The sequence below is a fragment of the Bordetella sp. MIP270_01_BMS genome, assembly GCF_054958705.1.
On sequence record NZ_CM143297.1, the window covers coordinates 4,431,304 to 4,453,504 of the forward strand.

The 22,201-nt window shown below is 65.6% G+C and carries 20 protein-coding genes; 18 read left to right on the forward strand and 2 right to left on the reverse strand.

Annotated elements, in window-relative coordinates:
- Window positions 1-128: 128 nt before the first annotated feature.
- Window positions 129-908 carry an IclR family transcriptional regulator gene (locus tag ACV17W_RS20785; RefSeq protein ID WP_462594260.1) on the reverse strand — a complete coding sequence of 260 codons (780 nt, stop codon included), beginning with the start codon at window positions 906-908 and terminating at the stop codon, window positions 129-131.
- A 92-nt stretch (window positions 909-1,000) separates the two neighbouring features.
- On the opposite strand from ACV17W_RS20785, the gene ACV17W_RS20790 reads away from it, so the two are divergent.
- From ACV17W_RS20790 to ACV17W_RS20810, 5 genes are read left to right on the forward strand one after another with little or no spacing between them, the layout of a single operon-like run.
- Window positions 1,001-1,804: an enoyl-CoA hydratase gene (locus ACV17W_RS20790; RefSeq protein ID WP_462594261.1), complete on the forward strand. Its 804-nt coding sequence runs from the start codon at window positions 1,001-1,003 to the stop codon at window positions 1,802-1,804.
- Entirely contained in the window at window positions 1,801-3,888 is a 2,088-nt protein-coding gene (locus tag ACV17W_RS20795; RefSeq protein ID WP_462594262.1) for an acetate--CoA ligase family protein, read from the forward strand. The genes ACV17W_RS20790 and ACV17W_RS20795 overlap by 4 nt, the downstream gene beginning before the upstream one ends.
- A gap of 26 nt (window positions 3,889-3,914) precedes the next feature.
- Window positions 3,915-4,883 (forward strand): Bug family tripartite tricarboxylate transporter substrate binding protein, encoded by a 969-nt coding sequence (locus tag ACV17W_RS20800; RefSeq protein WP_462594263.1) that lies wholly within the window; start codon window positions 3,915-3,917, stop codon window positions 4,881-4,883.
- A complete protein-coding gene (locus ACV17W_RS20805) occupies window positions 4,880-6,082 on the forward strand; it encodes an acyl-CoA dehydrogenase family protein (protein WP_462594264.1) in 1,203 nt (400 codons plus the stop codon). Before ACV17W_RS20800 ends, ACV17W_RS20805 begins: the two co-directional genes overlap by 4 nt.
- A gap of 9 nt (window positions 6,083-6,091) precedes the next feature.
- The gene (locus ACV17W_RS20810; RefSeq protein WP_462594265.1) at window positions 6,092-7,144 is read left to right on the forward strand and encodes an acyl-CoA dehydrogenase family protein; all 1,053 of its coding nucleotides are present in this window, start codon (window positions 6,092-6,094) and stop codon (window positions 7,142-7,144) included.
- An 8-nt stretch (window positions 7,145-7,152) separates the two neighbouring features.
- Here ACV17W_RS20810 and ACV17W_RS20815 read toward each other — a convergent pair whose 3' ends face one another.
- Entirely contained in the window at window positions 7,153-8,730 is a 1,578-nt protein-coding gene (locus ACV17W_RS20815; protein ID WP_462594266.1) for a gamma-glutamyltransferase, read from the reverse strand.
- 57 nt (window positions 8,731-8,787) lie between these two features.
- Here ACV17W_RS20815 and ACV17W_RS20820 point away from each other — a divergent pair, with 57 nt between their 5' ends.
- The 13 genes from ACV17W_RS20820 to ACV17W_RS20880 all read left to right on the forward strand — a co-directional run bounded on the left by ACV17W_RS20820 (window position 8,788) and on the right by ACV17W_RS20880 (window position 22,144).
- Window positions 8,788-9,558, forward strand: a complete 771-nt coding sequence (locus ACV17W_RS20820) for a class I SAM-dependent methyltransferase (RefSeq protein ID WP_462594267.1) — start codon at window positions 8,788-8,790, stop codon at window positions 9,556-9,558.
- A 124-nt stretch (window positions 9,559-9,682) separates the two neighbouring features.
- Window positions 9,683-10,429: a GntR family transcriptional regulator gene (locus ACV17W_RS20825; RefSeq protein ID WP_462594268.1), complete on the forward strand. Its 747-nt coding sequence runs from the start codon at window positions 9,683-9,685 to the stop codon at window positions 10,427-10,429.
- Window positions 10,380-11,678 (forward strand): malonyl-CoA decarboxylase domain-containing protein, encoded by a 1,299-nt coding sequence (locus ACV17W_RS20830; RefSeq protein WP_462594269.1) that lies wholly within the window; start codon window positions 10,380-10,382, stop codon window positions 11,676-11,678. Before ACV17W_RS20825 ends, ACV17W_RS20830 begins: the two co-directional genes overlap by 50 nt.
- Window positions 11,679-11,685: 7 nt before the next feature.
- Window positions 11,686-12,480, forward strand: a complete 795-nt coding sequence (locus ACV17W_RS20835; RefSeq protein WP_462594270.1) for an enoyl-CoA hydratase/isomerase family protein — start codon at window positions 11,686-11,688, stop codon at window positions 12,478-12,480.
- A gap of 5 nt (window positions 12,481-12,485) precedes the next feature.
- Window positions 12,486-14,027: a malonate--CoA ligase gene (locus tag ACV17W_RS20840; protein ID WP_462594271.1), complete on the forward strand. Its 1,542-nt coding sequence runs from the start codon at window positions 12,486-12,488 to the stop codon at window positions 14,025-14,027.
- Between the two features lie 161 nt (window positions 14,028-14,188).
- Window positions 14,189-15,169 (forward strand): Bug family tripartite tricarboxylate transporter substrate binding protein, encoded by a 981-nt coding sequence (locus ACV17W_RS20845; protein WP_462594272.1) that lies wholly within the window; start codon window positions 14,189-14,191, stop codon window positions 15,167-15,169.
- Window positions 15,170-15,353: 184 nt separating this feature from the next.
- Complete coding sequence (locus tag ACV17W_RS20850; protein ID WP_462594273.1) at window positions 15,354-16,328, forward strand: ABC transporter substrate-binding protein; 975 nt, start codon at window positions 15,354-15,356, stop codon at window positions 16,326-16,328.
- Window positions 16,329-16,431: 103 nt separating this feature from the next.
- Window positions 16,432-17,322, forward strand: a complete 891-nt coding sequence (locus tag ACV17W_RS20855; protein WP_462594274.1) for an ABC transporter permease — start codon at window positions 16,432-16,434, stop codon at window positions 17,320-17,322.
- 2 nt (window positions 17,323-17,324) lie between these two features.
- On the forward strand, window positions 17,325-18,119 hold the full coding sequence (locus ACV17W_RS20860) for an ABC transporter ATP-binding protein (RefSeq protein WP_462594275.1): 795 nt from the start codon (window positions 17,325-17,327) through the stop codon (window positions 18,117-18,119).
- 285 nt (window positions 18,120-18,404) lie between these two features.
- Window positions 18,405-18,992 (forward strand): DUF4136 domain-containing protein, encoded by a 588-nt coding sequence (locus ACV17W_RS20865; protein ID WP_462594276.1) that lies wholly within the window; start codon window positions 18,405-18,407, stop codon window positions 18,990-18,992.
- A gap of 2 nt (window positions 18,993-18,994) precedes the next feature.
- Window positions 18,995-20,173: a DUF3734 domain-containing protein gene (locus ACV17W_RS20870; protein ID WP_462594277.1), complete on the forward strand. Its 1,179-nt coding sequence runs from the start codon at window positions 18,995-18,997 to the stop codon at window positions 20,171-20,173.
- Between the two features lie 181 nt (window positions 20,174-20,354).
- Window positions 20,355-20,720: a winged helix-turn-helix domain-containing protein gene (locus tag ACV17W_RS20875; protein WP_462594278.1), complete on the forward strand. Its 366-nt coding sequence runs from the start codon at window positions 20,355-20,357 to the stop codon at window positions 20,718-20,720.
- 152 nt (window positions 20,721-20,872) lie between these two features.
- Window positions 20,873-22,144: an efflux RND transporter periplasmic adaptor subunit gene (locus ACV17W_RS20880; protein WP_462594279.1), complete on the forward strand. Its 1,272-nt coding sequence runs from the start codon at window positions 20,873-20,875 to the stop codon at window positions 22,142-22,144.
- Window positions 22,145-22,201: the final 57 nt, after the last annotated feature.

The window sequence follows — 22,201 nt, forward strand, 5'->3', positions numbered from 1 at the left end:
CTGCGGCTTCACCCCCGTGCGCGAAAAGCGGCGGGGCCGTTGATTCGATCCGGAAGGCGGGCCGCGATCTTCTGCGCACGGTCGTGCGGCAGTCGTCGTGGGAGCAGGGTGCGCGCAGGGGCGGGCGCCTAGGCCGATATCGCGTGGGCGGCATGCTCGTCAGCCCACGCCTGGCATTCCTGTTTAAGGATTTTGCCCATTTCAACGCAGCGCCGGGCATCCAGCCGGCTGCTGATCGCCCCGAAACTCACCGCAACCCAGGTCAGGGCCGACACCGGAAACGCGACGCCTACCCCCGACACACCGGGTGTGATGGTGTCGACGATGGTGGAATAGCCGGACTGGCGAGTCTGCCGCACCATCTTCATCAATGTGGCATGCGAGAACCCCGCTTGGCCATACAACGGTGCGTGGCGCTGGAACAGCTGCGCAATCTCGTCGTCGGGCAGGCTGGCAAGCAGCGCCAGCCCGCCCGCGCCCACCCCGAGCAAGCGCCTTTCACCCTGGTCGATGGTGAATACCTTTACCGGGAAGCTACCCGCCTCGCGCAGCAGGCAAAACGCGTAATCACCCTGCCGTATGACCAGGAACACCGTATCGCCGGAGATGCGCGCCAGTTTCTGGGCAAACGGCCGCAAGGTGTCCAGCAGCGGCGTGTGGCGCAATGACGCAAACCCCAATTGCATGGCGTCGATACCCAGGCGGTATCTTCGGCTGACCGGGTCGCGTTCCGCGAAGCGTTCTTCCAACAGGCAACTCAGCAGGCGATGTGCGGTAGAGCGTTCGAGGCCGGTGCGAGCCATGACGCCCTGCAGCCCGATTCCGGCTTCCTGGTGCTGGGCCAGCACGCGCAGCAACCCGAGCGCGCGGCGCATGCTCTGCGCGCCTGCGGTTGGCTTGGTGTTCATATTGTGGGAAAACGTGATTCAAGATTTTGTATTTTAGGAATCAGCTCGATTAAATTCAACGACGACGCAGCATCCGACTGAGAGGAGACGACATGGAATACGCGACCCTGGCCGTGCAGCAGCATGGCGCAGTACGCCGCATCAGCCTGGCCCGCCCGGAAGCGCGCAACGCGCAAAGCCAGCAGATGCTCGATGAACTCGACCTGGCTCTGGAGGCCGCGGCTGCCGATGACGACGTTCGCGTCGTGGTGCTGGCAGGACAGGGGGCGCATTTTTCGGCCGGCCATGATCTGAAGGAAGCCCAGGCCAAGCGCGCCGATTTCACCGTCGAAGAGCGGTGGGACTATGAATCGCGCCGCTATTACGGCTATTGCCTGCGCATCTGGGATTTTCCCAAGCCCACCATCGCTCAGGTACAGGGCGCCTGCGTTGCGGGGGGGTTCATGGTGGCCAATATGTGCGACCTGGTCATCTGCAGCGACGACGCCTACTTCTCTGATCCGGTCGGCCATACGCTGGCGGCCGCGGCCACTGAAGTGCTGATACATCCGTGGGTGATGGGGCTGCGCAAGGCGAAGGAGATGCTCTATACGGGCGAGAAGATCGACGCGCAGGAAGCGTTGCGCATAGGCATGGTCAACCGTGTCGTGCCAACCGCCGATCTCGACGAGGCTTCACTGGCATTCGCACAGCGTATTGCACAGGCCCCGCCGTTCGGCCTGAAACTGCTCAAGCGCTCGTTGAACCGCTGTGCCGACGCGCAGGGGTTCCGAACGGCCCTGTCCGCGCATTTCGATACCCACCAGCTTTCCCACCTGTCCGAGGAATTTCGCGCGGTTCGCGATCGCGGGCTGGCTCAGGCCATCCAACGCAACAAGTCGGGTAAGTCGGCATGACGCATCGCCTGGAACCGCTGCTCAATCCCCGTTCGATCGCTTTCATCGGCGCGAGCGACAATCCCGGCCGCATCGGCGGCATGCCCCTGGATCTCTTGACGCGCTTCGGTTATGCCGGTGATGTCCATCCCGTAAACCCCAAGTACCAACAGGTGTTCGGACTGCGCTGCTGGCCCGACATCGAATCGGTGCCCCAGCCGGTGGATCTGGCGGTGCTGGCAATCGGTGCGGCCGAAGTCACGCCCATGTTGAAGCGTTGCCACGCCAGGGGCGCCCGGGCAGCTATTGTTTATGCGGCTGGCTTTGCCGAGGCCGGCGAGGCGGGGCAGCGCCTGCAGCAGGAATTGGAAGTCTTTGCGGCAGAATCCGGCATGCTTGTGGCCGGCCCCAACTGCATGGGTTTTGCCAATCTGAACACGCAGGCGCACACCGCGTTTGCTTCCGTGTTCAAAACGGCGCCGATGCAGCAGGGCCCGGGGCAGGTCAGCCTCCTGACGCAAAGCGGCAATGTCTGCGCCGCTGTTTATGCGCTGGCGCGGCGGCTGGGACTGCCGTTTTCACAGTTCATCAACACCGGCAACGAAGCCTGCATCGATTTTTCAGAGTATCTGGAATATCTGGCCCAGGATCCGCAAACCGAAATCGTGCTGGGGTATATCGAGCAGTTGCGCGACGGGCCGCGGTTCATGCGTGCATGCGGCGAATTGCAGCGGCGCGGTAAATTGCTGATCGCCCTGAAAGCCGGTTCCACCGACAAGGGGGCGCAGGCAGTACGCTCGCATACTTCGGCGTTGGCGGGCGACCGTCGGGTGTACAGCGCGGCCTTCCGGCAAATGGGTGTGATCGAAGCCCATGATTTTGCCCAGATGGCGCAGCTCGCCGGGCTGGCCACGCTGCGGCATCGAACTGCCGGACGGCGCGTGGCGGTGCTGACGATGTCCGGGGCGCTCGGCGCCATCCTGGCCGATCGCTTCGTGGGCGCCGGTCTGGATCTGCCCGAGCTGCCCGATGACGTGCAGCAGATTTTGCGCGCCGGCATTCCCGATTACGGCATGGTGGGGAATCCGGTGGATGTGACGGGCAACGTGGTGAACAGCCCGGAGTTTGTCCGCGCCGCGCTGCGGGCTTTGGCGACGACTGACGCGGTGGATGCCATCGTGGTCTATGCCCCGGGTTACATGCTCGACCGCATGTCCGACGCGCTCAGCGAGGTTGCGCGCGAGCATCCGCGCTTTTTCGCGGCCATTGATACGGGCGCGGCGCAATGCCGTCAAAGCTTGCGCGACGCCGGGGTGGCGGTCTTCGACGACCTGGGCCTGGCCGTGTCGGCGCTGGCGCCTTATCTGTCGTGGTGCGATGACCGGACGCGCCGCAGTGCCAAGGCAGCGGACGCGAACCCGCGCTTCGACCCAGACCTGTCGCTGACGCTGCCCTGCCATGAAGGCCAGGCCCGCGAGTTTATGCAGCGCTACGGACTGGAGAACACCAGCGTCCATGCGCGCGACGCCGATGACGCTGCGCGCCAGGCCGATGCGCTCGGTTACCCGGTGGCCCTGAAAATTCTGAGTCCCGACATTCCGCACAAGACAGAGGCGGACGGCGTGGCTTTGCATTTGGACAGTGCGGCGGCAGTCCGGGAGGCCCATGCGCGGGTTACCGCTGGCGCCAGGGCCTACGCGCCACAGGCGCGGCTGGACGGCGTGCTGGTCCAGCGCATGGAACGTGGCGTGGCCGAGCTGCTCGTGGGCGCCACGCGCGACCCGGTGTTCGGGCCGGTGCTGACCGTGGGGCTGGGCGGGGTGCTGACCGAACTCTATGGTGACACGGCGCATCGCGTGCTGCCCGTCACCGAGCGCGAGGCAGAAGACATGCTGCGCGAGTTGAAAGCGTTTCCGCTGCTGGACGGCTACCGGGGCAAGCCCAAGGCCGACCTCGCTGCGGCCTGCCGAGCCATCGTGGCCATAGGAGAGGCCTTGATCGCCACGCCGCAAGCGCAGGAAATCGAGATCAATCCGCTGCTCATCAAAGAGGCGGGGCAGGGCGTCGCGGTGCTGGACGCACTGATCCTGCCGTTATCGCAGTAGTCCTTCGATCCGTAAAAGGAGACATCATGATCAAAAAAATACTGGCTGGCATTGCACTGGCCACGATCTTCGCTAGTGGCACGGCCTGGGCCCAAGCCAAGTATCCTTCTCAACCCGTGCGCATAGTGGTGCCATTCTCGCCCGGTGGCGCCACCGATATCATGACCCGTCTGGTGGCCGAACAACTGGCCGGGGAATTGGGGCAGCCGTTCATCGTCGAGAACAAGCCTGGTGGTGGCACCATGATCGCGTCCGACTACGTGGCGCGTGCCGCGCCCGACGGCTACACGCTGCTGATGGCGGCTTCGTCGCTGGGCATCGCCCCCAGCATTTATGCCAAGGTCAACTACGACCCCATCAAGGATTTCGCGCCCGTGAGCCAGGTTGCCTCGGTCGTGCATGTGCTTGAAGTGCACCCCTCGCTGCCCGTCAAGACCGTTGGCGAACTGGTGGCCTATCTGAAGGCCAATCCGGGCAAGGTCAGTTACGGGTCCGTCGGTGCAGGCAGCTCGACGCATCTCGAGGCCGAACTGTTCAAGCATATGGCCGGTGTCGAAATGGAACACATCCCGTACAAGGGCAGCGCGCCCGCGCTGACCGATCTGGTAGCCGGCCGGCTGCAGGTCATGTTCGACGCCTGGGCGTCGTCCGGCCCGTTTGTGAAAGACGGCAAGCTGCGCGCGCTGGCGGTGACGACGGCGCAGCCCTCTGCGTCGGTTCCTGAATTGCCCACGGTGGCTGCGAGCGGCCTGCCGGGCTATTCCGCCATGCCGTGGCTGGGGCTGGTTGCCCCTGCCGGCACGCCGCAGGCGGCGATCAACACCATATACCAGGCGCTGGCGAAGATCCTGCAACGCGAAGAGGTCAAGCGCAAGTTCGCCGATCTTGGGCTGGATATCATCGGCAGCGATCCGCAGACCTTCGCTGGCTTCATCAAGCAAGACATCGGCACGTGGGCCAAGGTTGCCCGCGAATCGAACATTCGCCTCCAATGATCGACGTCCACACCGATTTGCGCACCCTGGACGAGCAGGCCGACGATACCGAATTCCGTCGCGGCCTGCGCGCCTGGCTCGATGCGCGATACGCGAGGTTCGCCGAGGCATGGCCGGGCGGCCAGGACCCGGCCGACCTGGATTACCGGCAGGCGTGGGAAGACACCTTGTGCGCCGAAGGCTGGTCGGGTCTGGGCTGGCCGCGCGCTTATGGTGGACGCGAGCTGTCGCTGCAGCGCCAGGCGATCTTTCATGAAGAGCATGCGCGCTGTGGCGCCCCGCTGGGCGTCAACCTGATCGGACATGGCATTCTTGCCCCCACGCTGCTGCACTTCGGCACCGAGGCGCAGAAGCGGCGCCACTTGCCGGGTATCCTCACCAATCGCGACGTGTGGTGCCAGGGGTATTCCGAACCGGGGGCCGGGTCCGACCTCGCGTCGGTACGCACGCGGGCCGAGCGGAATGCCGAGGGATACCTGCTGAACGGCCACAAGATCTGGACGTCGTTCGCCGATCGTGCACGCTGGTGTTTTGTGCTGGCGCGTACGGATCCGCAGGCGCCGCGGCACAGGGGCCTGAGCTTTCTGCTCGTCGACATGCAGGCCGACGGGGTGCGCGTAGAACCAATACGCCAACTGACAGGCGAAGCGGAATTCTGTGAAGTTTTCTTCGATAACGTAAGGGTGCCCGCCGATTGCCTGGTCGGCGACGAAAACCAGGGGTGGAAGATCGCCATGGCTGCGGCGAGCTTCGAGCGTGGAACCTATTTCATCCCCAGGCTGGTGAAGTTCGCGCAGGAACTCGAGCAGGTGCGGGCGCTGGCGTTGCATGAAGACGCCGGGGGCCAGTTCCCCGCCCACGATGCTTCGGTACGGCACCGCTGGGCGCGCATGGCCGCCGACAGCCATGTGCTGGCATTGAAGTCGCGTCGCGCGCTGCGCGCGGCCTTGCGAGGCGATCCCCCTGGCCCGGAAGGGTCGTCGACCAAGATCCACTGGAGCGAAGCCCATCAGCGCCTGCTCGAACTGGCGCTGGACTTGCTGGGTCCGGATGCCTGCCTGCCGGCGGCCGCGGGTTCCGAGCGATCGACCCTGCAGCGCGCCTACCTGTGGTCGCGTGCCGAGACCATTCTGGCGGGCACGTCGGAAATCCAGCGCAACATCATTGCCGAGCAGATGCTCGGCTTGCCTAAAGGGTGAGCAGCGCGGATGGACAATGAACTGGACAATATCCAAGAACTGATGGAAGACGCGGCGCGGCGTTTTCTGGACGAGCGGCATCCGGCCTCGCTGGCGGGGCAGTCAGCAGCCGACCCCGCATGGCACGCCGAGCTCTGGCGCGAGCTGGCGGCGCTGGGGTGGCCGGGGGTACTGCTGCCCGAGGCCGCAGGCGGCCTGGGCCAAGGCCTGGGTGTTGCATGGCCGATTGCGGTTCAGGCCGGCCGTCACCTGCTGACGGCGCCCCTGATTGCAAACATGGCGCTGCTGCCCCGGCTGGCCGCAGCCTGCAACCGCGATGGAAGGGTGATGGCCTGGCTGGCGCCGATGTTGGCGGGCGACACGTCATACGCCCTGGCCACGTGGCGTCCGGATGGCCGCCTGCAGGCCGAGCATGCTTCGACAGACCGCCAGGCGCTGGCCTGGCGGCGTGACGACGCCGGCGCACTGCGGCTGGAATTGCATGAAATGCGAGATGCCGCGTGCGGCATGGGACTCGACCCCGCAATCCCCATGGCCAGCCTGCCGGGCGGCGAGGCGGCCGATGCCGTGGACCTGCACATTGACGAAGCCGATTTCACCCGTTGGCAGCAAGGCTATCGACTGCTGCGTGCCGCCGAGACGCTGGGCGCGGCGCAGGCGGCCCTGGATGCCGCCGCGGCCTATGCGCGCGAGCGGCAGCAGTTCGGACGGGCCATAGGCGCCAATCAGGCTATCAAGCACCGTCTCGCCGACGATTGGATGGCGCTCGACGATGCCACTCTGGCGGGCAAAGAGGCCGCCAGGCTGCTCGACGACCCTGATGGCCCGGCGGCCGCACATGCCTGTGCCGTGGCCGAATTGCTTGCACTGGAAAGTGCGCAGCGCGCCGCGCAGAATGCCATTCAGGTGCATGGCGCGCTGGGCATCGCCTGGGACAGCGGCGTGCACTTGTACCTGAAGCGTGTCGTGCATCTCGCCAGCATGCTGGGCGGGGGCCGGCGCCGCACCGAGCTGCTGGAGTCACTCTGGCGTGACGGCGGCGCCCCATCCGCCGCGGCGTAGTCACGCCGTCACGCGCCGCGCGATTCCATTGCAACATCGCCCCAGGGAGACATGATCTCGGTACAGCCTTCGTTATGCCCGTCTGAGCGCATGACGCCCGATGGGCAGCCGTAGGCATAGGCGTACAGGGTGCGCGGGGCCGGTGCATGCGCGAAGGCGGCGGCCAGCGCGTCATAGGCGGCCCGGGGCAGCTTGGGATCGAGCGACAGCACGTCGGTGCTGGCGTCCAGGCGGGCGTGGTGGAACGCCTCTTCCAGGCTCATGCCGTAGTCCATCAGGAATGAGGTCAGCTGCATGACGGCCGGCAGGATCTTGCGTCCGCCGGATGCGCCCAGCGCGAAGCGGCGTCCGTTCGACTCGCCCACCACGGGGCAGATGTTCATCAGGCAGCGGCGGGCGGGCGCCAGCGAATTCGACTTCCCAGGCTCGGGGTCGAACCACATGATGCCATTGTTCAGCAACATGCCTGTCGACGGGGACACGACGTGTGATCCGAACGCCGACAACAGGGTCTGGGTCACCGCGCACTGGTTGCCGTGGCGGTCGACGACGCTGAAGTGCGTGGTGCACGCCGGGGTGCGGGGGTCTTCGTTATCGCCCATGTTCGCCAGGCGCCAGCGGTATTCCTCTCGCAGTACTTCGGCGTAGGCCAGGAAAGCGCCGGCATCGGGGGCGGCGCCCGGCTGCAGCCGCGACTGCAGCCGTTGCAGGCAGCGCGACAGGCTGGGGCCGGCGGTCATTTCGGGCGTGGCGTAGACCCGCCCGCCGCGATAGGGTATGGACAGCGCCTCTTGCATGACCGCGCGATAGTCGCGCAGATCCTGATGCGCGAGGCAGCCGCCCTTGTCCTGAACGTCGCGCGCCAGCCTGGCGCCGATGTCGCCGTCATAGAAACTGCGAGGGCCATCGTCGGCCAGGCTGGACAGCATGTCGGCGGCGCGGGGCATGGCGATGCGCTGGGCGGAGGCCGCGGCCCAGCCGCCTGCTCTGGGCCAGGTACCGTCATCCAGAAACATCTGCGCGGCGTCGGGATCCCGGGCCAGCCAGCGCGCCGAACCGGAGATCATCAAGGTTGTGTACCAATCGACCAGCAGGCCTTCGCGGGCCAGCGTGACGGCCGGCTGCAGCAGTTCGCGCCACGGCAGCCGGCCATATGTCGCGTGCGCGAGTTCCATGCCTGCCACCGTTCCCGGCACGGCCACCGCAGTGGCGCCTCGCGCATTGCGGTCGTCAACCACCGCAGGCCAGGGGAACAGGTCGCTGCTGACGGCGCCGTCGCCGGTCAGCGGGTATTGGGCCGGGTCCAGGCCGGCCGGCGAGCGCATGCCGAAATACACCACCCGGGCCTGGTCTTCCGCCGCGCGGTACAGCACCATGGCGCCACCGCCCATGGGCCCGCTCATCCAGGGTTCGACGACGCCGGCGGCGAAGGATGCGGCCACTGCGGCGTCTACCGCGTCGCCGCCTGCAGCCAGTACTTCTGCGCCGGCTTCGGCGGCTTTTCGATGTTGCGAGGCGACCAATCCTCCGGCCGTGCGAATCACCGTCTTGCGTACGGTCTGGGTGGTCGAAAATTGTTCAGACATCGGCGTCCTCCGCAGGTAGGGCAGCCCACAGGGTACCGCGCTGGCTACAATCTCGCGATGTCTGCCCGAAACCCTGCACGCGTCTCCGATCAGCCCACGCTTTCCGAAGCCGATGGCGTCCGTTATCTGCATTTTGGAACCGAGTGGATCCAGGGCGCCATGCGCATCAAGGCCCCCAATGAACTGGTGCTCGAATATACGTCCCAGATGATGGCATGGCTGCTGTTTCTCGAGCCGCCCAAGGACGAAGAAATTGGCCTGCTGGGCCTGGGTGCCGGTTCGCTGGCGCGCTTTTGCCTGAAGCACACCCGTAGCGGGGTGGCCGCCGTCGAATGGAACCCGCAGGTTACGGCTGTCTGCCAGATGTTCTTCCGTTTACCGATGTCGCAGCGTCTGCAAGTCGAACACGAAGATGCGGGCAAATGGGTCGCCGACCCCCGCAACGCCGGCCGTTGCCCCGTGCTGATGGTCGACCTTTACGACGCGACCGCCCGCGGCCCCGTGCGGGACTCTGTGAGCTTCTACCGGAGATGCCGGCGCGTGCTGGGCGACGTCGGGGTGCTGTCCGTGAATCTTTTCGGCCACCACGAGAGTTTCGACCACAACATCGAAAACCTGCGGCAGGCCTTTGACGACCGGCTGGTGCTCCTGCCGGAAATCGACGCGGGCAATCAGATCGTACTGGCGTTCACCGGCCCGCCCCTGGCCATCACGCCGTCCCAGTTGCTGGCGCGCGCCGAGCAGGTCGAGGGCCAGTATGGCTTGCCCGCACGCCGCTGGGCTCGCGCACTGACCCGTCATGCCGTAGACGGCGTGCTGCATTTCTGACCATTCCGTAGCGCAAGGCCTGTTCCGCGGGAATCCCCCTAGAGCGCGGGGCTTTCCTTGGCGGGGGGCGCGGCGTATGATGGACATTCCTGTAATTATGAATTATGGCGTCACCCGGGCCCTCATGACTGCTCCCATCGTCCGCCAAGCGCTGTATCTCGAGGTCGCAGACCGCCTGCGGGCCATGATACGTTCGCACGCGCTGGCCAGTGGCGAATGGATCGACGAAACCCGCTTGACCGGCTTGCTGGGCATATCGCGCACACCCTTGCGCGAAGCCTTGAAAGTGCTGGCCACCGAGGGTCTGGTGCGCCTTGAGCCGCGGCGCGGCTGTTTCGTCAACGAGCTGTCTCTGCAAGACCTGGAAGATATTTTTCCGCTGATGGCCATGCTCGAGGGGCGTTGTGCCCACGAGGCGGCGCTGAAGGCTACGGATGCGGAGCTGGCGGCCCTGGAGCCTTTGCATCGCGCATTGGCCGAGCATGCGGCCGCGGGCCGCATCGATGCCTATTACGAGACCAACGCGCTCATCCATGAGGCCGTGCAGGCGCTGGCCAACAACCGATGGCTGTCCGACATGGTGGGCAACCTGCGCAAGGTGCTCAGCCTGTTCCGCCACAAGAGCCTGGTGCTGCCGGGCCGCATCGCCGAATCCTGCGCCGAACACATGGCGATTTTCGCGGCGCTCAAGGCGCGCGATCCCGAAGCGGCCGAGGCCCTTGCGCGCAAGCACCTGTTGCGCCAACTCGATGCCCTGCGCCTTCTGGCCAGCCGTGATGCCGAGCCAGGCCCGCCTTCCCCCTCTCCCAAGGAGCACTCCCATGACCGCTCTAGACTCCAGCCCGTACGCACGCGGCAACCGGCAAACTGAGGCCGATGCCGCTTCCGAGGTCGAGGCCGCTGAAGAAAACGCGGGCCTCATGGCCCGCCTGGGACGCTGGTGGGATCGCGGACGCTTGCCTGGTCAGGCCGAGATCCTGCCCTTGTTCGAGGCCCGGCTGACCGACGTGGCGGCCAACAAGCTGGCACGTGGCTGGTGCGGTGCTTACACCGCGGCCGACAGCAAGCGGCGCCGCGAGCTTCTGACGGGGCTGGCGCAGGTGAGCGCCGGCTTCGAGCCGCGTGGTGACCAGGGCCTGAAACTGTTCCGGCGCTTCAATGCCTTGCCCGATGGACTGCGGTTCCTGGTGGCGCTGCGCGCCGACATGCTGCGCTGGCGCAAGCAGGTGGCAGGGTTGCAGGCGCTCGACAAAGACCTGGAAACGCTGCTGTCGGCCTGGTTCGATGTGGGCCTGCTGGAATTGCGCCCGCTTACCTGGGATTCACCCGCATCGCTGCTTGAAAAGCTCATCATCTACGAAGCCGTGCACGAAATCCGCTCGTGGGACGACTTGCGTCATCGGGTCGCGCCGGATCGGCGTTGCTATGCATATTTCCACCCGCAGATGCCGGACGTGCCGCTGATATTCGTTGAAGTGGCCTTCGCCACGCAAATGGCCGACAACGTGCAGGCGGTTCTGGATATGTCGGCGCCTCCGCAAGACCTGGACAAGGCGCGCTGGGCCATCTTCTATTCCATATCGAACACCCAGCCGGGGCTGCGCGGCATCAGTTTCGGCAATTTCCTGCTCAAGCGCGTCATTGAAAGCTTGCTGGAAGAAGTCCCCAAGGTGCGTTCCTTCGCCACGCTGTCGCCAATGCCGGGACTGGTCGACTGGCTGTCGCGCCTGAGTGCCCAAGAGGTCGAAGACATCGTGCGCGACAAGGCCCGCGACCGCTCCGGTGCGCCCGACGGGGCGCGCTGGGTGGCTCGCCTCACCAAGGCCGCGGGCGGCAAGCCTTCCGAAATCGTGCAGCGCACCGGGCTGAAGCTGGCGGCGCATTATCTGATGTCCATGAAGAACGGCCAGCCGCTCGATCCCGTCGCGCGCTTCCACCTTGGCAACGGCGCCCGGATCGAACGGCTGAACTGGGCGGCCGATACCTCGCCCAAGGGCTTGAGCCAGTCGTGCGGGATGATGGTGAATTACCTGTACGATCTGGACGATCTCGACGCGAACCTGGCTCAGTTGGGCGAGGGCAAGCCGCGCGTCAGCCGTGGCATCGCGCGCATCGGGTAGGGCGGACATGGGCGAAACATCATCGGCCGGCCAAGTGCTGCTGCAACGCGAAGGCCCCCTCGCGTGGGTGACCCTTTCGCACCCGGGGCGCTTGAACGCCATTAGCGTTGCCATGTGGCATCAGCTGCGTGGCGTGTTCGAGCAGTTGTCCGGCGACGCGTCCGTGCGCTGCGTGGTGGTGCGCGGCGACGGCTGCAACTTTGCCGCCGGGGCAGACATCCGCGAGTTCCCGCAGGTGCGCGGCAACCTGCAACAGGTACGGCACTATCACCAGCACGTGCTGGCGCCTGCCCTGGCCGCGGTGGCGCAGTGTCCGCACCCCGTCATTGCCCAGATCGAAGGCGTGTGCGTGGGCGGCGGGCTCGAGATCGCCAGCCAGTGCGACCTGCGCATCGCTGGCGCTTCGGCGAGATTCGGCGTGCCCATCAATCGGCTGGGGTTTCCCATGGCGCCCGAGGAAATGCAGGGCCTGCTGGCATTGGCGGGCCGTGCCGCCACCATGGCGATCCTGCTCGAAGGGCGCGTATTCGACAGCGCCGAGGCCCAGTCGCTGGGGCTGCTGACGCGCGTGGTGCCCGACGCCGATGTGGCGGCGCAGGTGCGCGCCAGCGCTGAGCGCATTGCGCGCGGTGCGCCGCTCGCGGCCCGCATCAACAAGCGCCAGGCGCGCCGGCTGTTGCAGGGCGCCCCTCTAACCGAGGCCGAATTTCAAGATTTCTTTTCTTATGCCGAGAGCCGCGACCATCGCGAAGGTGTAGATGCCTTCCTGGCGGGGCGGCCGCCCGTATTTACCGGAGATTGAACAAGGTGAGCAACGCCAACTTGTACACCATTTTGCAGGGCGGTTTTCCCGCCGACCGCAGCAAAGTCGCGCTGGAAACGCCAGATCTCAGCTACACGTGGACTGACCTCGACCAGGCCAGCGCCCGCATGGCCAATCTGCTGGCTTCGCTCGGCCTGCCCGAAGGCGCGCGCGTGGCCGTGCAGGTCGATAAATCGCCCGAGGCGCTGCTGCTGTATCTGGCCACCCTGCGTGCCGGCTACGTCTACCTGCCCCTGAACACCGCCTACCGCGAAAGCGAAGTGGCTTATTTCCTGGGCGATGCCGAGCCCTCTGTCGTGGTGTGTTCCAGCAAGAACCAGGACTGGATGCGTCGCGTGGCCGACCAGGCCGGCACCCGCCACGTCTATACGCTGGACGATGACCGCAGCGGGTCGCTGCTCGATGCCAGCGCCGGCCTTGACACCCACTTTGACGCCGCGGTGCGCGGCGTGGACGACCTGGCTGCCATCCTGTACACATCGGGCACCACTGGCCGCAGCAAGGGCGCAATGCTCACGCATGGCAACCTGGCGTCAAACGCGCAGGTACTGCATCGCTATTGGGGATGGCGCGCCGATGACGTCCTGTTGCACATGCTGCCGATTTTCCACGTGCATGGCCTGTTCGTGGCTTCGCATGGCGCGCTGCTGGCCGGGGCGCGCATGATCTGGCTGCCCAGGCTCGATATGGACCAGGCGCTGCATTACCTGCCGCGGTCCACGGTCATGATGGGCGTACCCACCTACTACGTGCGCCTGCTTGCGGATGCGCGCTTCACACGCGAGGTCTGCGCGCGCATGCGGCTGTTCATCTCGGGTTCGGCGCCCCTGCTGATGGAAACTTTCAACGAGTTCAAGGAACGCACCGGCCACACCATCCTCGAGCGCTATGGCATGAGCGAAACCGTCATGCTGACGTCCAACCCGTACGATCCGGCAGAAGGCGAGCGCCTTGGCGGCACGGTGGGCAAGCCCTTGCCGGGTGTGCAGGTGAGGGTGGTCGACGACGCCGGCACAGAACTCGGCGATGACGAAATCGGCAATGTGCAGGTACGCGGTCCCAATGTGTTCGCCGGATATTGGCGCATGCCCGAGAAGACCCGTGAAGAGTTCACCGCTGACGGCTGGTTCCGTACTGGAGACGTAGGCCGCTGGGGCGGCGAATCCGGCGGCCGCAAAGTGCCCGCCGACTATCTTTCCATTGTGGGCCGCAGCAAAGACTTGATCATTTCGGGAGGCTACAACGTCTACCCCAAAGAGATCGAGCTGATCATCGACGAGTTGCCCGGCGTGCTGGAATCGGCGGTCATCGGCGTGCCCCATCCCGATTTTGGCGAAGCGGTGGTGGCCGTGGTGGTGGCGCGCCCCGGCGCGGTGGTCGATACCGGCGCGATGCAAGCCGAACTGAAGTCGCGCATCGCCAACTTCAAAGTGCCCAAGCAGATCCACGTGGTTGAGCAACTGCCGCGCAACACCATGGGCAAAGTGCAGAAGAACGTCCTGCGCGATACATACAAGGCAGGCTAGCAGCAAGCATGGGGCGGCCGGCAGGCCGTTCCTTCCATCATTCCGACCGGCAGGAGGGCCGATCAGCACCCAGCAGGCAAGTCACGTTAAAACCGCATTACCTTGCAGAAAAAAATGAGTCGCAAGCAGCCTGACGAGCTGCATTCAACCGAGGAGATGAAATGAACCACACCGTTATCCGTGCCCTGGCCCTCGCGGCCGCGCTGGGCGCCAGCATGGCCCTGGCCCCCTCCGCCGCGGCAGATTGGCCCGAACGGCCCGTTACCCTAGTTGTGCCGTTCCCCGCCGGCGGCGGCACAGACACCTTCGCGCGCCCACTGGCCCAACAGCTGGGCATGCAGCTCGGCCAGTCCGTGGTCGTCGACAACAAAGGCGGAGCGGGCGGCACGGTGGGTGCCGCGGTAGCCGCCAAGGCCAAGCCCGACGGTTACACATTTTTCATGGGCGGCGCGCATCATGTCGTGGCCCCGGCGCTTTACAAGAACCTCACGTATGACATCCAGAAAGACTTCGTGCCGGTGGCGCTGCTGGCGCAGCCGCCGCAGGTCGTGGTGGTGAATGCGTCCAAGCTGCCGGTCAATACGCTGCAAGAGTTCATCGAATACGCGCGCAAGCGGCCGGGCGAAATCAACTTCGGCACGGCGGGCAAGGGCAGCACGCACCATCTGGCAGGCGAACTCTTTGCCATGCAGACGGGCATCAAGCTGGTCGACGTGCCGTACCAGGGCGCGGGCCCGATGCTCTCGGCGCTGATCGGCGGCCAGGTCGACCTGGCCTTCGACGGGCTCGGATCGTCGGCGGGGCACATCCGTTCAGGCAGCATCAAGCCCCTGGCAGTCGCCGCCGCGCAGCGTTCGCCGTCGTTCCCGAATGTGCCGACCGTGGCTGAGGCTGGCGTACCCAACTACGAAGTCTCTACCTGGTATGCGATGTGGGCGCCCGCGGGTACACCCAAGCCCGTGGTCGACAAAATGATCGCCGAAGTCGCCAAGGCCCTCAACTCCCCCAAGGTCAAGGAAATCTGGGCCAGCAACGGCTCCAGCATTCCGGATATGTCCGGGGAAAAGTTCGGTGAGTTTGTCGACAGCGAGATCGACCGCTGGGGCAAGGTGGTCAAGGATTCCGGCGTGACGCTGGATTGATCGCCTGGCCCGGCGCACCGATCGGCGCGCCGGGCCGCGGCGCCTGCACCATTTCAGGGATTTCCCGCGCCGCGCATCCCCCGACTACAGGTTAGACTTTGCGGTTTCACGGGCCGGCCGGCAGGCGGAAAGCCTTTGGCAGGCCGTGACCCTAAACAAGATTCAAAGGTGCAAGGAGTAACCTATGCTGATCGGAAAAAAACATTTTCTGACGGTGGGCGCACTGGCGGCAGCGCTGGCTATCCACGCTGTTCCCGCCGCGGCGCAACAGAAATCGGTGGCCGTGACGGCCATCGTCGAGCATCCCGCGCTCGACGCCGTGCGCGATGGCGTCCAGGACGCGCTGAAACAGGCTGGCTTCGAGTCCGGCAAGAACCTCAAATGGCAGTACCAGAGCGCCCAGGGCAATACCGGCACGGCGGCGCAGATTGCCCGCAAGTTCGTGGGGGATCGTCCCGACGTCATCGTGGCCATCGCGACACCTTCGGCCCAGTCGGTGGTGGCCGCCACCAAAAATGTCCCCGTGGTGTATTCGGCGGTCACCGATCCGGTGGCCGCCCAGCTGGTCCCCTCCATGGGCGCCTCGGGCACCAACGTCACGGGCGTGTCCGACCTGCTTGCGCTCGACAAGCAGATCGACTTGATCAAGAAGGTGGTTCCCGACGCCAAGCGCGTGGGCATGGTCTACAACCCGGGCGAAGCCAACTCGGTCGTCGTCGTCAAGCAGTTGCAGGAATTGCTGTCGAAGGCGGGCATGACGCTGGTCGAGGCCGCCGCGCCGCGCACGGTTGATGTGGCCTCCGCCGCGCGCAGCCTGATCGGCAAGGTCGATGTCATCTACACGAGCACCGACAATAACGTCGTCTCGGCTTATGAGGCGCTGGTGAAAGTCGGCAACGATGCGAAGATCCCGCTGGTGGCTTCCGACACCGACAGCGTGAAGCGGGGCGCCATTGCCGCACTGGGTGTCGACTACCGCGACCTGGGCGTGCAAACGGGCAAGATCGTCGTGCGCATCCTGAAGGGCGAGCAGCCCGGCGCCATCCCCTCGGAAACCAGCTCGAACCTGCGCCTGTTCGTCAATCCGGGCGCGGCCGCCAAGCAGGGCGTCACGCTGCCGGACGCCTTGGTGAAGTCCGCCGCCGACGTCGTCAAGTAATCCGCGGCTGCCGGCACAACCGGCCGGCAGCGCGTTTTTTCCACAGAAACAGCCTAGGCAGTGCCCGGCAGGTTCACAAGACTTGCCGGGCCCGACTCCATTCATGTCCATGTTCTCTTTGCTCGGCGCCCTGGAAATCGGCCTGATTTTCAGCCTAGTCGCGCTGGGTGTCCTGATCTCTTTCAGGCTGCTGCGTTTTCCCGATCTCACGGTCGACGGCAGCTTTCCATTGGGCGGCGCCGTGTGCGCCACGCTCATTTCCGGCGGCATGGACCCTTTCGCTGCCACCGTGGCCGCCACCGCGGCCGGGGCCCTGGCGGGGCTGGTGACGGGCTGGCTCAATGTCAGGCTGCGCATCATGGACCTGCTCGCCAGCATCCTGATGATGATCGCCCTGTACTCGGTCAACCTGCGTATCATGGGTCGGCCCAACGTACCGCTGATCACCGAGCCCACCGTCTTCACCCTGCTGCAGCCCACCTGGCTTAGCGACTACGTGGCCCGGCCGCTGATCCTCATCGTGGTGGTGATTGCGGTCAAGCTGCTGCTCGACTGGTTCCTCGCCACACAGACTGGCCTGGCCATGCGCGCCACCGGATCCAACGGCCGCATGGCGCGTGCGCAGGGAGTGAACTCCGGCGGAATGATCCTGGCCGGCATGGCGCTGTCGAATGCCATGGTGGGCCTGGCGGGCGCGCTGTTCGCGCAGACGCAGGGCGGGGCCGACATATCCATGGGCATAGGCACCATCGTCATCGGTCTGGCCGCCGTGATCGTCGGTGAAAGCATCCTGCCTTCGCGCAAGCTGGTGCTGGCCACGCTGGCCGTCATTCTGGGCGCGATCGTCTATCGCTTCTTCATCGCGCTGGCGCTCAACAGCGACTTCATCGGCTTGAAGGCCCAGGACCTTAACCTGGTCACAGCGGTGCTGGTCACTATCGCCCTGGTCATCCCCATGATGAAGCGCCGCCTGTTCGGCAAAAAAGGAGCCTGAACATGCTGCGCGCACAAGACCTGAAGATCACTTTCAACGCCGGCACGCCTATTGAAACCCGGGCGTTGCGGGGCCTGTCGCTCGATATTCCCACGGGCCAGTTCGTCACCGTCATCGGCTCGAACGGCGCCGGAAAATCGACATTCCTGAACGCCGTTTCCGGCGACCTGCCGGTCGACACCGGCCGCATCGAGATCGATGGCACCGACGTCACCCGCGAACCCGTGTGGCAGCGCGCCGGACGCGTGGCGCGAGTGTTCCAGGACCCGATGGCCGGCACCTGCGAAGATCTCACCATCGAAGAGAACATGGCGCTTGCCCAGTTGCGCGGCGCGCGCCGCGGCTTCGGCAGAGCCGTCAAGGCATCGATGCGCGAAGGCTTCCGCGAACGGCTGGCCACGCTGGGCCTGGGCCTGGAAAACCGGCTTACCGACCGCATAGGCCTGCTTTCGGGCGGACAGCGCCAGGCGGTGAGCCTGTTGATGGCCGCCTTGCAACCCTCGCGTATTCTGCTGCTCGATGAGCACACCGCGGCGCTCGACCCGCGCACCGCCGACTTCGTTCTGCAGCTCACGGCACGCATCGTGGCCGAGAGCAAGCTCACGACGATGATGGTTACCCACAGCATGCGCCAGGCGCTCGATGTAGGTGAACGCACCGTCATGCTGCATCAGGGGCAGGTGGTGCTCGATGTCTCGGGCGAAGAGCGCAAAGGGCTGGACGTGCCCGATTTGCTGGCCATGTTCGAACGCGTGCGCGGCGAGAAGCTGGCCGACGATGCCCTGCTGCTGGGCTAGGCCCCGGCAGGCGCAGCCGCTCCGGCCGCGGCAGCGCCCGCTCCACCGCTGCAGTCGGGCCATCCGACCGGGCAGGGCAGTTGGGGCGCCTGCGCCTCGTCGCGCCCGGTCTCCGGTGCGCCCGCCGTGCCGATCAATGGGAATCGCGCGGTCGGCGCCCCACCCGTGCGAACGCCTCCGGCCCGGTTCCTTCCCGGGCGCGCCGGCGCCAATGCAAATGTGATTGCATTGCCAGTTTGCGCGCTTCGCGGCATGATGCGTGCAACCCCCCATGCGGAGACCCAGATGAACTGCCCAGCATTCCTGCCTGCCCTGGCCGCGGCCAGCCTGTTGTCGGCCTGCGCATCCGGTCCGAACATCCGTAGCGATTACGATCACAGCGCGGACTTCGCGCAATATCGCAGCTTCGGCTTCATGTCGCCACTGGGCACCGACAAGGCAGGCTACAGCACTCTGCTTACCGAACGCCTGAAGACCGCCACGCGCAGCCAGATGGAAATGCGGGGCTACAGCTATGACGAGCATTCCCCCGATCTGCTCATCAACTTCAACGCGCGGTTGCAGCAGAAGACCGATGTCATGCCCGCCGCGCCCATGCCGTATTACGGCTACCGGGCCGGCTTCTACGGCGGCTGGCCCGGCTATGGCTGGGGCAGCGACGTCTACCAGTACACCGAGGGCACCCTGAACATCGACCTGGTCGACGCCAGCCGCAAGCAACTGGTGTGGGAGGGCGTCAGCGTCGGCGTGGTCGACAACGTCGCCACGGCGAACTCCGCCCAGAGCGTCGAGCGCAGTGTCGCCCAGGTGTTCACCCGCTACCCGTTCCGGGCAGGCAGCGGCACGGTGCAAACTCCCGCGCCGCGGAACTGACTTTGGCCAAAGACAAGCGTCACGCTCGCCAGGGGGGCCTGGCAAACTACGAGAACGTGGCCCTGGTGCTGCAGGGCGGCGGCGCGCTGGGCTCTTATCAGGCCGGCGTCTATGAAGGACTGCACGAGGCGGGCCTGCGCCCCAACTGGCTGGCCGGCATTTCCATCGGCGCCATCAACGCGGCCATCATCGCCGGTTCGCCGCCCGAAGAACGCATCGAGCGTCTGCGGGGTTTCTGGGAAAGCATCTGCCGACCCACCGGTTTTGGCGCTCTGCCCTGGGGCGACACCCTGGCGCAGATGTTCCAGGGCGTGCCCTTCGGCTTTGGCTCGCCTGCATCAAACGGTCACCTGGCCGCCTTTCAGGCGCTGACCACCGGCCAGCCCGGCTTCTTCAGGCCCCGGTATCCGCCGCCATACTGGTTGCGAGGCGGGCCTGCCGCCACCAGCTACTACGATACCGAACCCCTGGCGGCCACCTTGCGCCGGTATGTGGACTTCGACCTGCTCAACAATGGCGACACGCGGGTGAGTTTCGGCGCGGTCAATGTGCGCACGGGCAATTTTTCTTACTTCGACAGCTCCCGCACCCCCTTGCGCGTCGAGCACATCATGGCATCGGGCGCCTTGCCGCCCGGATTTCCCGCGGTGGAAATCGATGGCGAGTACTACTGGGACGGCGGCGTGGTGTCCAACACGCCGCTCGCCCATGTGCTTTCGACCCATCCGATGCTAGATACGCTGGCCTTCCAGGTCGACCTCTGGCCGGCCCGCGGGCCGCTGCCCACCAACCTCGAAGAGGTGGCCGAGCGGCAGAAAGATATCCAGTATTCCAGCCGGACGCGCACCGTCACCAACACCTATCAGCGTGTGCTCAAGCTGCGGCGCGCCCTGCAGCGCCTGCTCGAACGCCTGCCCGAACACGAGCGCGACAGCGCCGAACTGGCCGACATCCGCGAGCAGGCCTGTACGCCCGTGGTCAATGTCGTCAACCTGATCTACGAAGCCAAGCACTACGAACGAAACTCGAAAGATTATGAGTTCGGCTCGGAGGCCATGCGCGACCACTGGCTCAGCGGCCTGACCGATATCCGGCGCACGCTCGACGACCCGGCGGTGCTGGAGCGGCCCGCTGCCGACCAGAGTTTCGTCACCCATGACGTACACCGGCGTCCGGATTGAAGCCGGGTCGGCAGGGCGGTCCGTGCGGGGTTAGGTCGTCTGATTTAAGGGCCCAGCGGGTGCAGACCGGCAGGCGTTCAGCGCGTTGCCCGGTAATTTGCGGGGTCCGAAGGGCAACAATGCGCGCGCGCCGTGCAAATCGCTGTCTTCAGCTTGCCTTCCACTGCCATTCAAAGATTACATGCCCACGCCCGTGTCTGTTTTCCCGGCGCCCCCCGCCCCGGCTGCCCGTCCCGCGCAGGGCGGCGATGCCTGGGCCCTGCTGTATCAGGGCTGGACGCTCAGCATGCCCGATGGCCAGCGACTGAATCTCACTGCCATTGAACGCGCCTGCTTTCTCTGCCTGGTCGAAAGCCCGCATCGGGAACTCACCCGCCAGGCGCTGGCGCGCTGCGTGCCGATGGCCAGCGTGCGCACCATCAATGTGTCCATCAGCCGCTTGCGCAAGAAGGTCCGCAATCTTGGCGTCACGCTGCCGCTGCACACGGTGCATGGCGTAGGCTATGTATTCCTGGGTCGCCTGGAGTCGCAATCGGCGGCTTCGTAATCCGCATACAGGCCGCAATACAGCATAAAGCGCGAAATACTGTCGATATAAGACGAAAATACGGTACAGTAACGGGCTTCTCGGACGCGTCTCCAGCCGTTCGACCCCGTGAGCGCGGGCTCCGTGCCACGGTTCTACTCCGTGAGGATTCCATGCGTTTTTCCCCTCATCGTGTCTCGGGAATCGGGGCCGCCGTTCTTGTCGTATTGGCCCTGGCGGGCTGCAAAGAACAGCCGCAGATGAATCCGGGCATGCCGCAGGTCAGCGTCATTACGGTCCAACCCAAGCCCGCGTCCATCGTGTCCGACCTGCCCGGCCGCGTCGACGCCGTGCGAGATGCGCAGATCCGGGCCCGTGTGACGGGAATCGTTCAAAGCATAGAGTTCGAGCAGGGTGGCGAAGTCAAGGAAGGCCAGCTGCTGTTCAAGATTGATCCGGCGCCTTACCGGGCGGCACGTGACCAGGCCGCGGCCCAGCTCAAGCAGGCGCAGGCGGATGCTTACAGCGCCAAGGCGCTGGCCAATCGCTACGCGCCGCTGGTCAAGGCCAACGCCGTGAGCAAGCAGGAATACGACAACGCCGTGGCCGGCAACCGTCAGGCCGAAGCCGCCGTAGCCGCCGCCAAGGCCAACCTCGACAGCGCCGCCATCAACCTGGGTTACACCGACGTCACCTCGCCCATCAGCGGGCGCATCGGCAAGCCTCTGGTCACCGAAGGCGCGCTCGTAGAGGCCACCTCGGCCACCCAGATGGCCGTGGTGCAGCAACTCGACCCCATCTATATTGATTTCACGCAGAGCACGGTAGAACTGGCCAAGCTGCGCAAAGCCTTCGCCAGCGGGCAGATGCAGCGCGTGGGCGACAACGCGGCGCGCGTCGAGGTGGTGCTCGAAGACGGCTCGGTGTACGAACATGCCGGCAAGCTGCTTTTCACCGGCATTACCGTCGACCCCACCACGGGGCAGGTCAACCTGCGGGCCGAAGTGCCCAACCCCGACAACATCCTGCTGCCTGGTATGTACGTGCGCGTGCGGGTCAACGAGGGTATCGACGAGCAGGCCCTGCTGGTGCCGCAGCAGTCCCTGCAGCGTACGGCCGACGGCATGCAGAGCCTGATGCTGGTGAAAGACAACAAGATTGACCAGGTGTCTGTCACTACCGGGCCCGTCATCGACAATCAATGGCTCATCACCAGCGGCCTGAAGGCGGGTGACGTGGTGGTCGTCGAAGGCTTCCAGAAGATCCGCCCAGGTGCGCCGGTGCAGGCGTCGCCGTGGAATCCCGGTCAGGCGGGCAAGGCGGCGCAACCCGGTGCGGCGCCTCCGGCGTCACCCGCAGGCGGCGCCGCCCAGCCTTCGGGCGAGCCCGCACAGCCCAGTGACGGGGCCGCGTCCGGGAAACCGGCCTCAGGCCAGCCGTCCTGAACGGCGCGCGGCGTTATGCCGCGCGCCGCTTTTCGTGAGCATTTGCTGAGTCAGCCC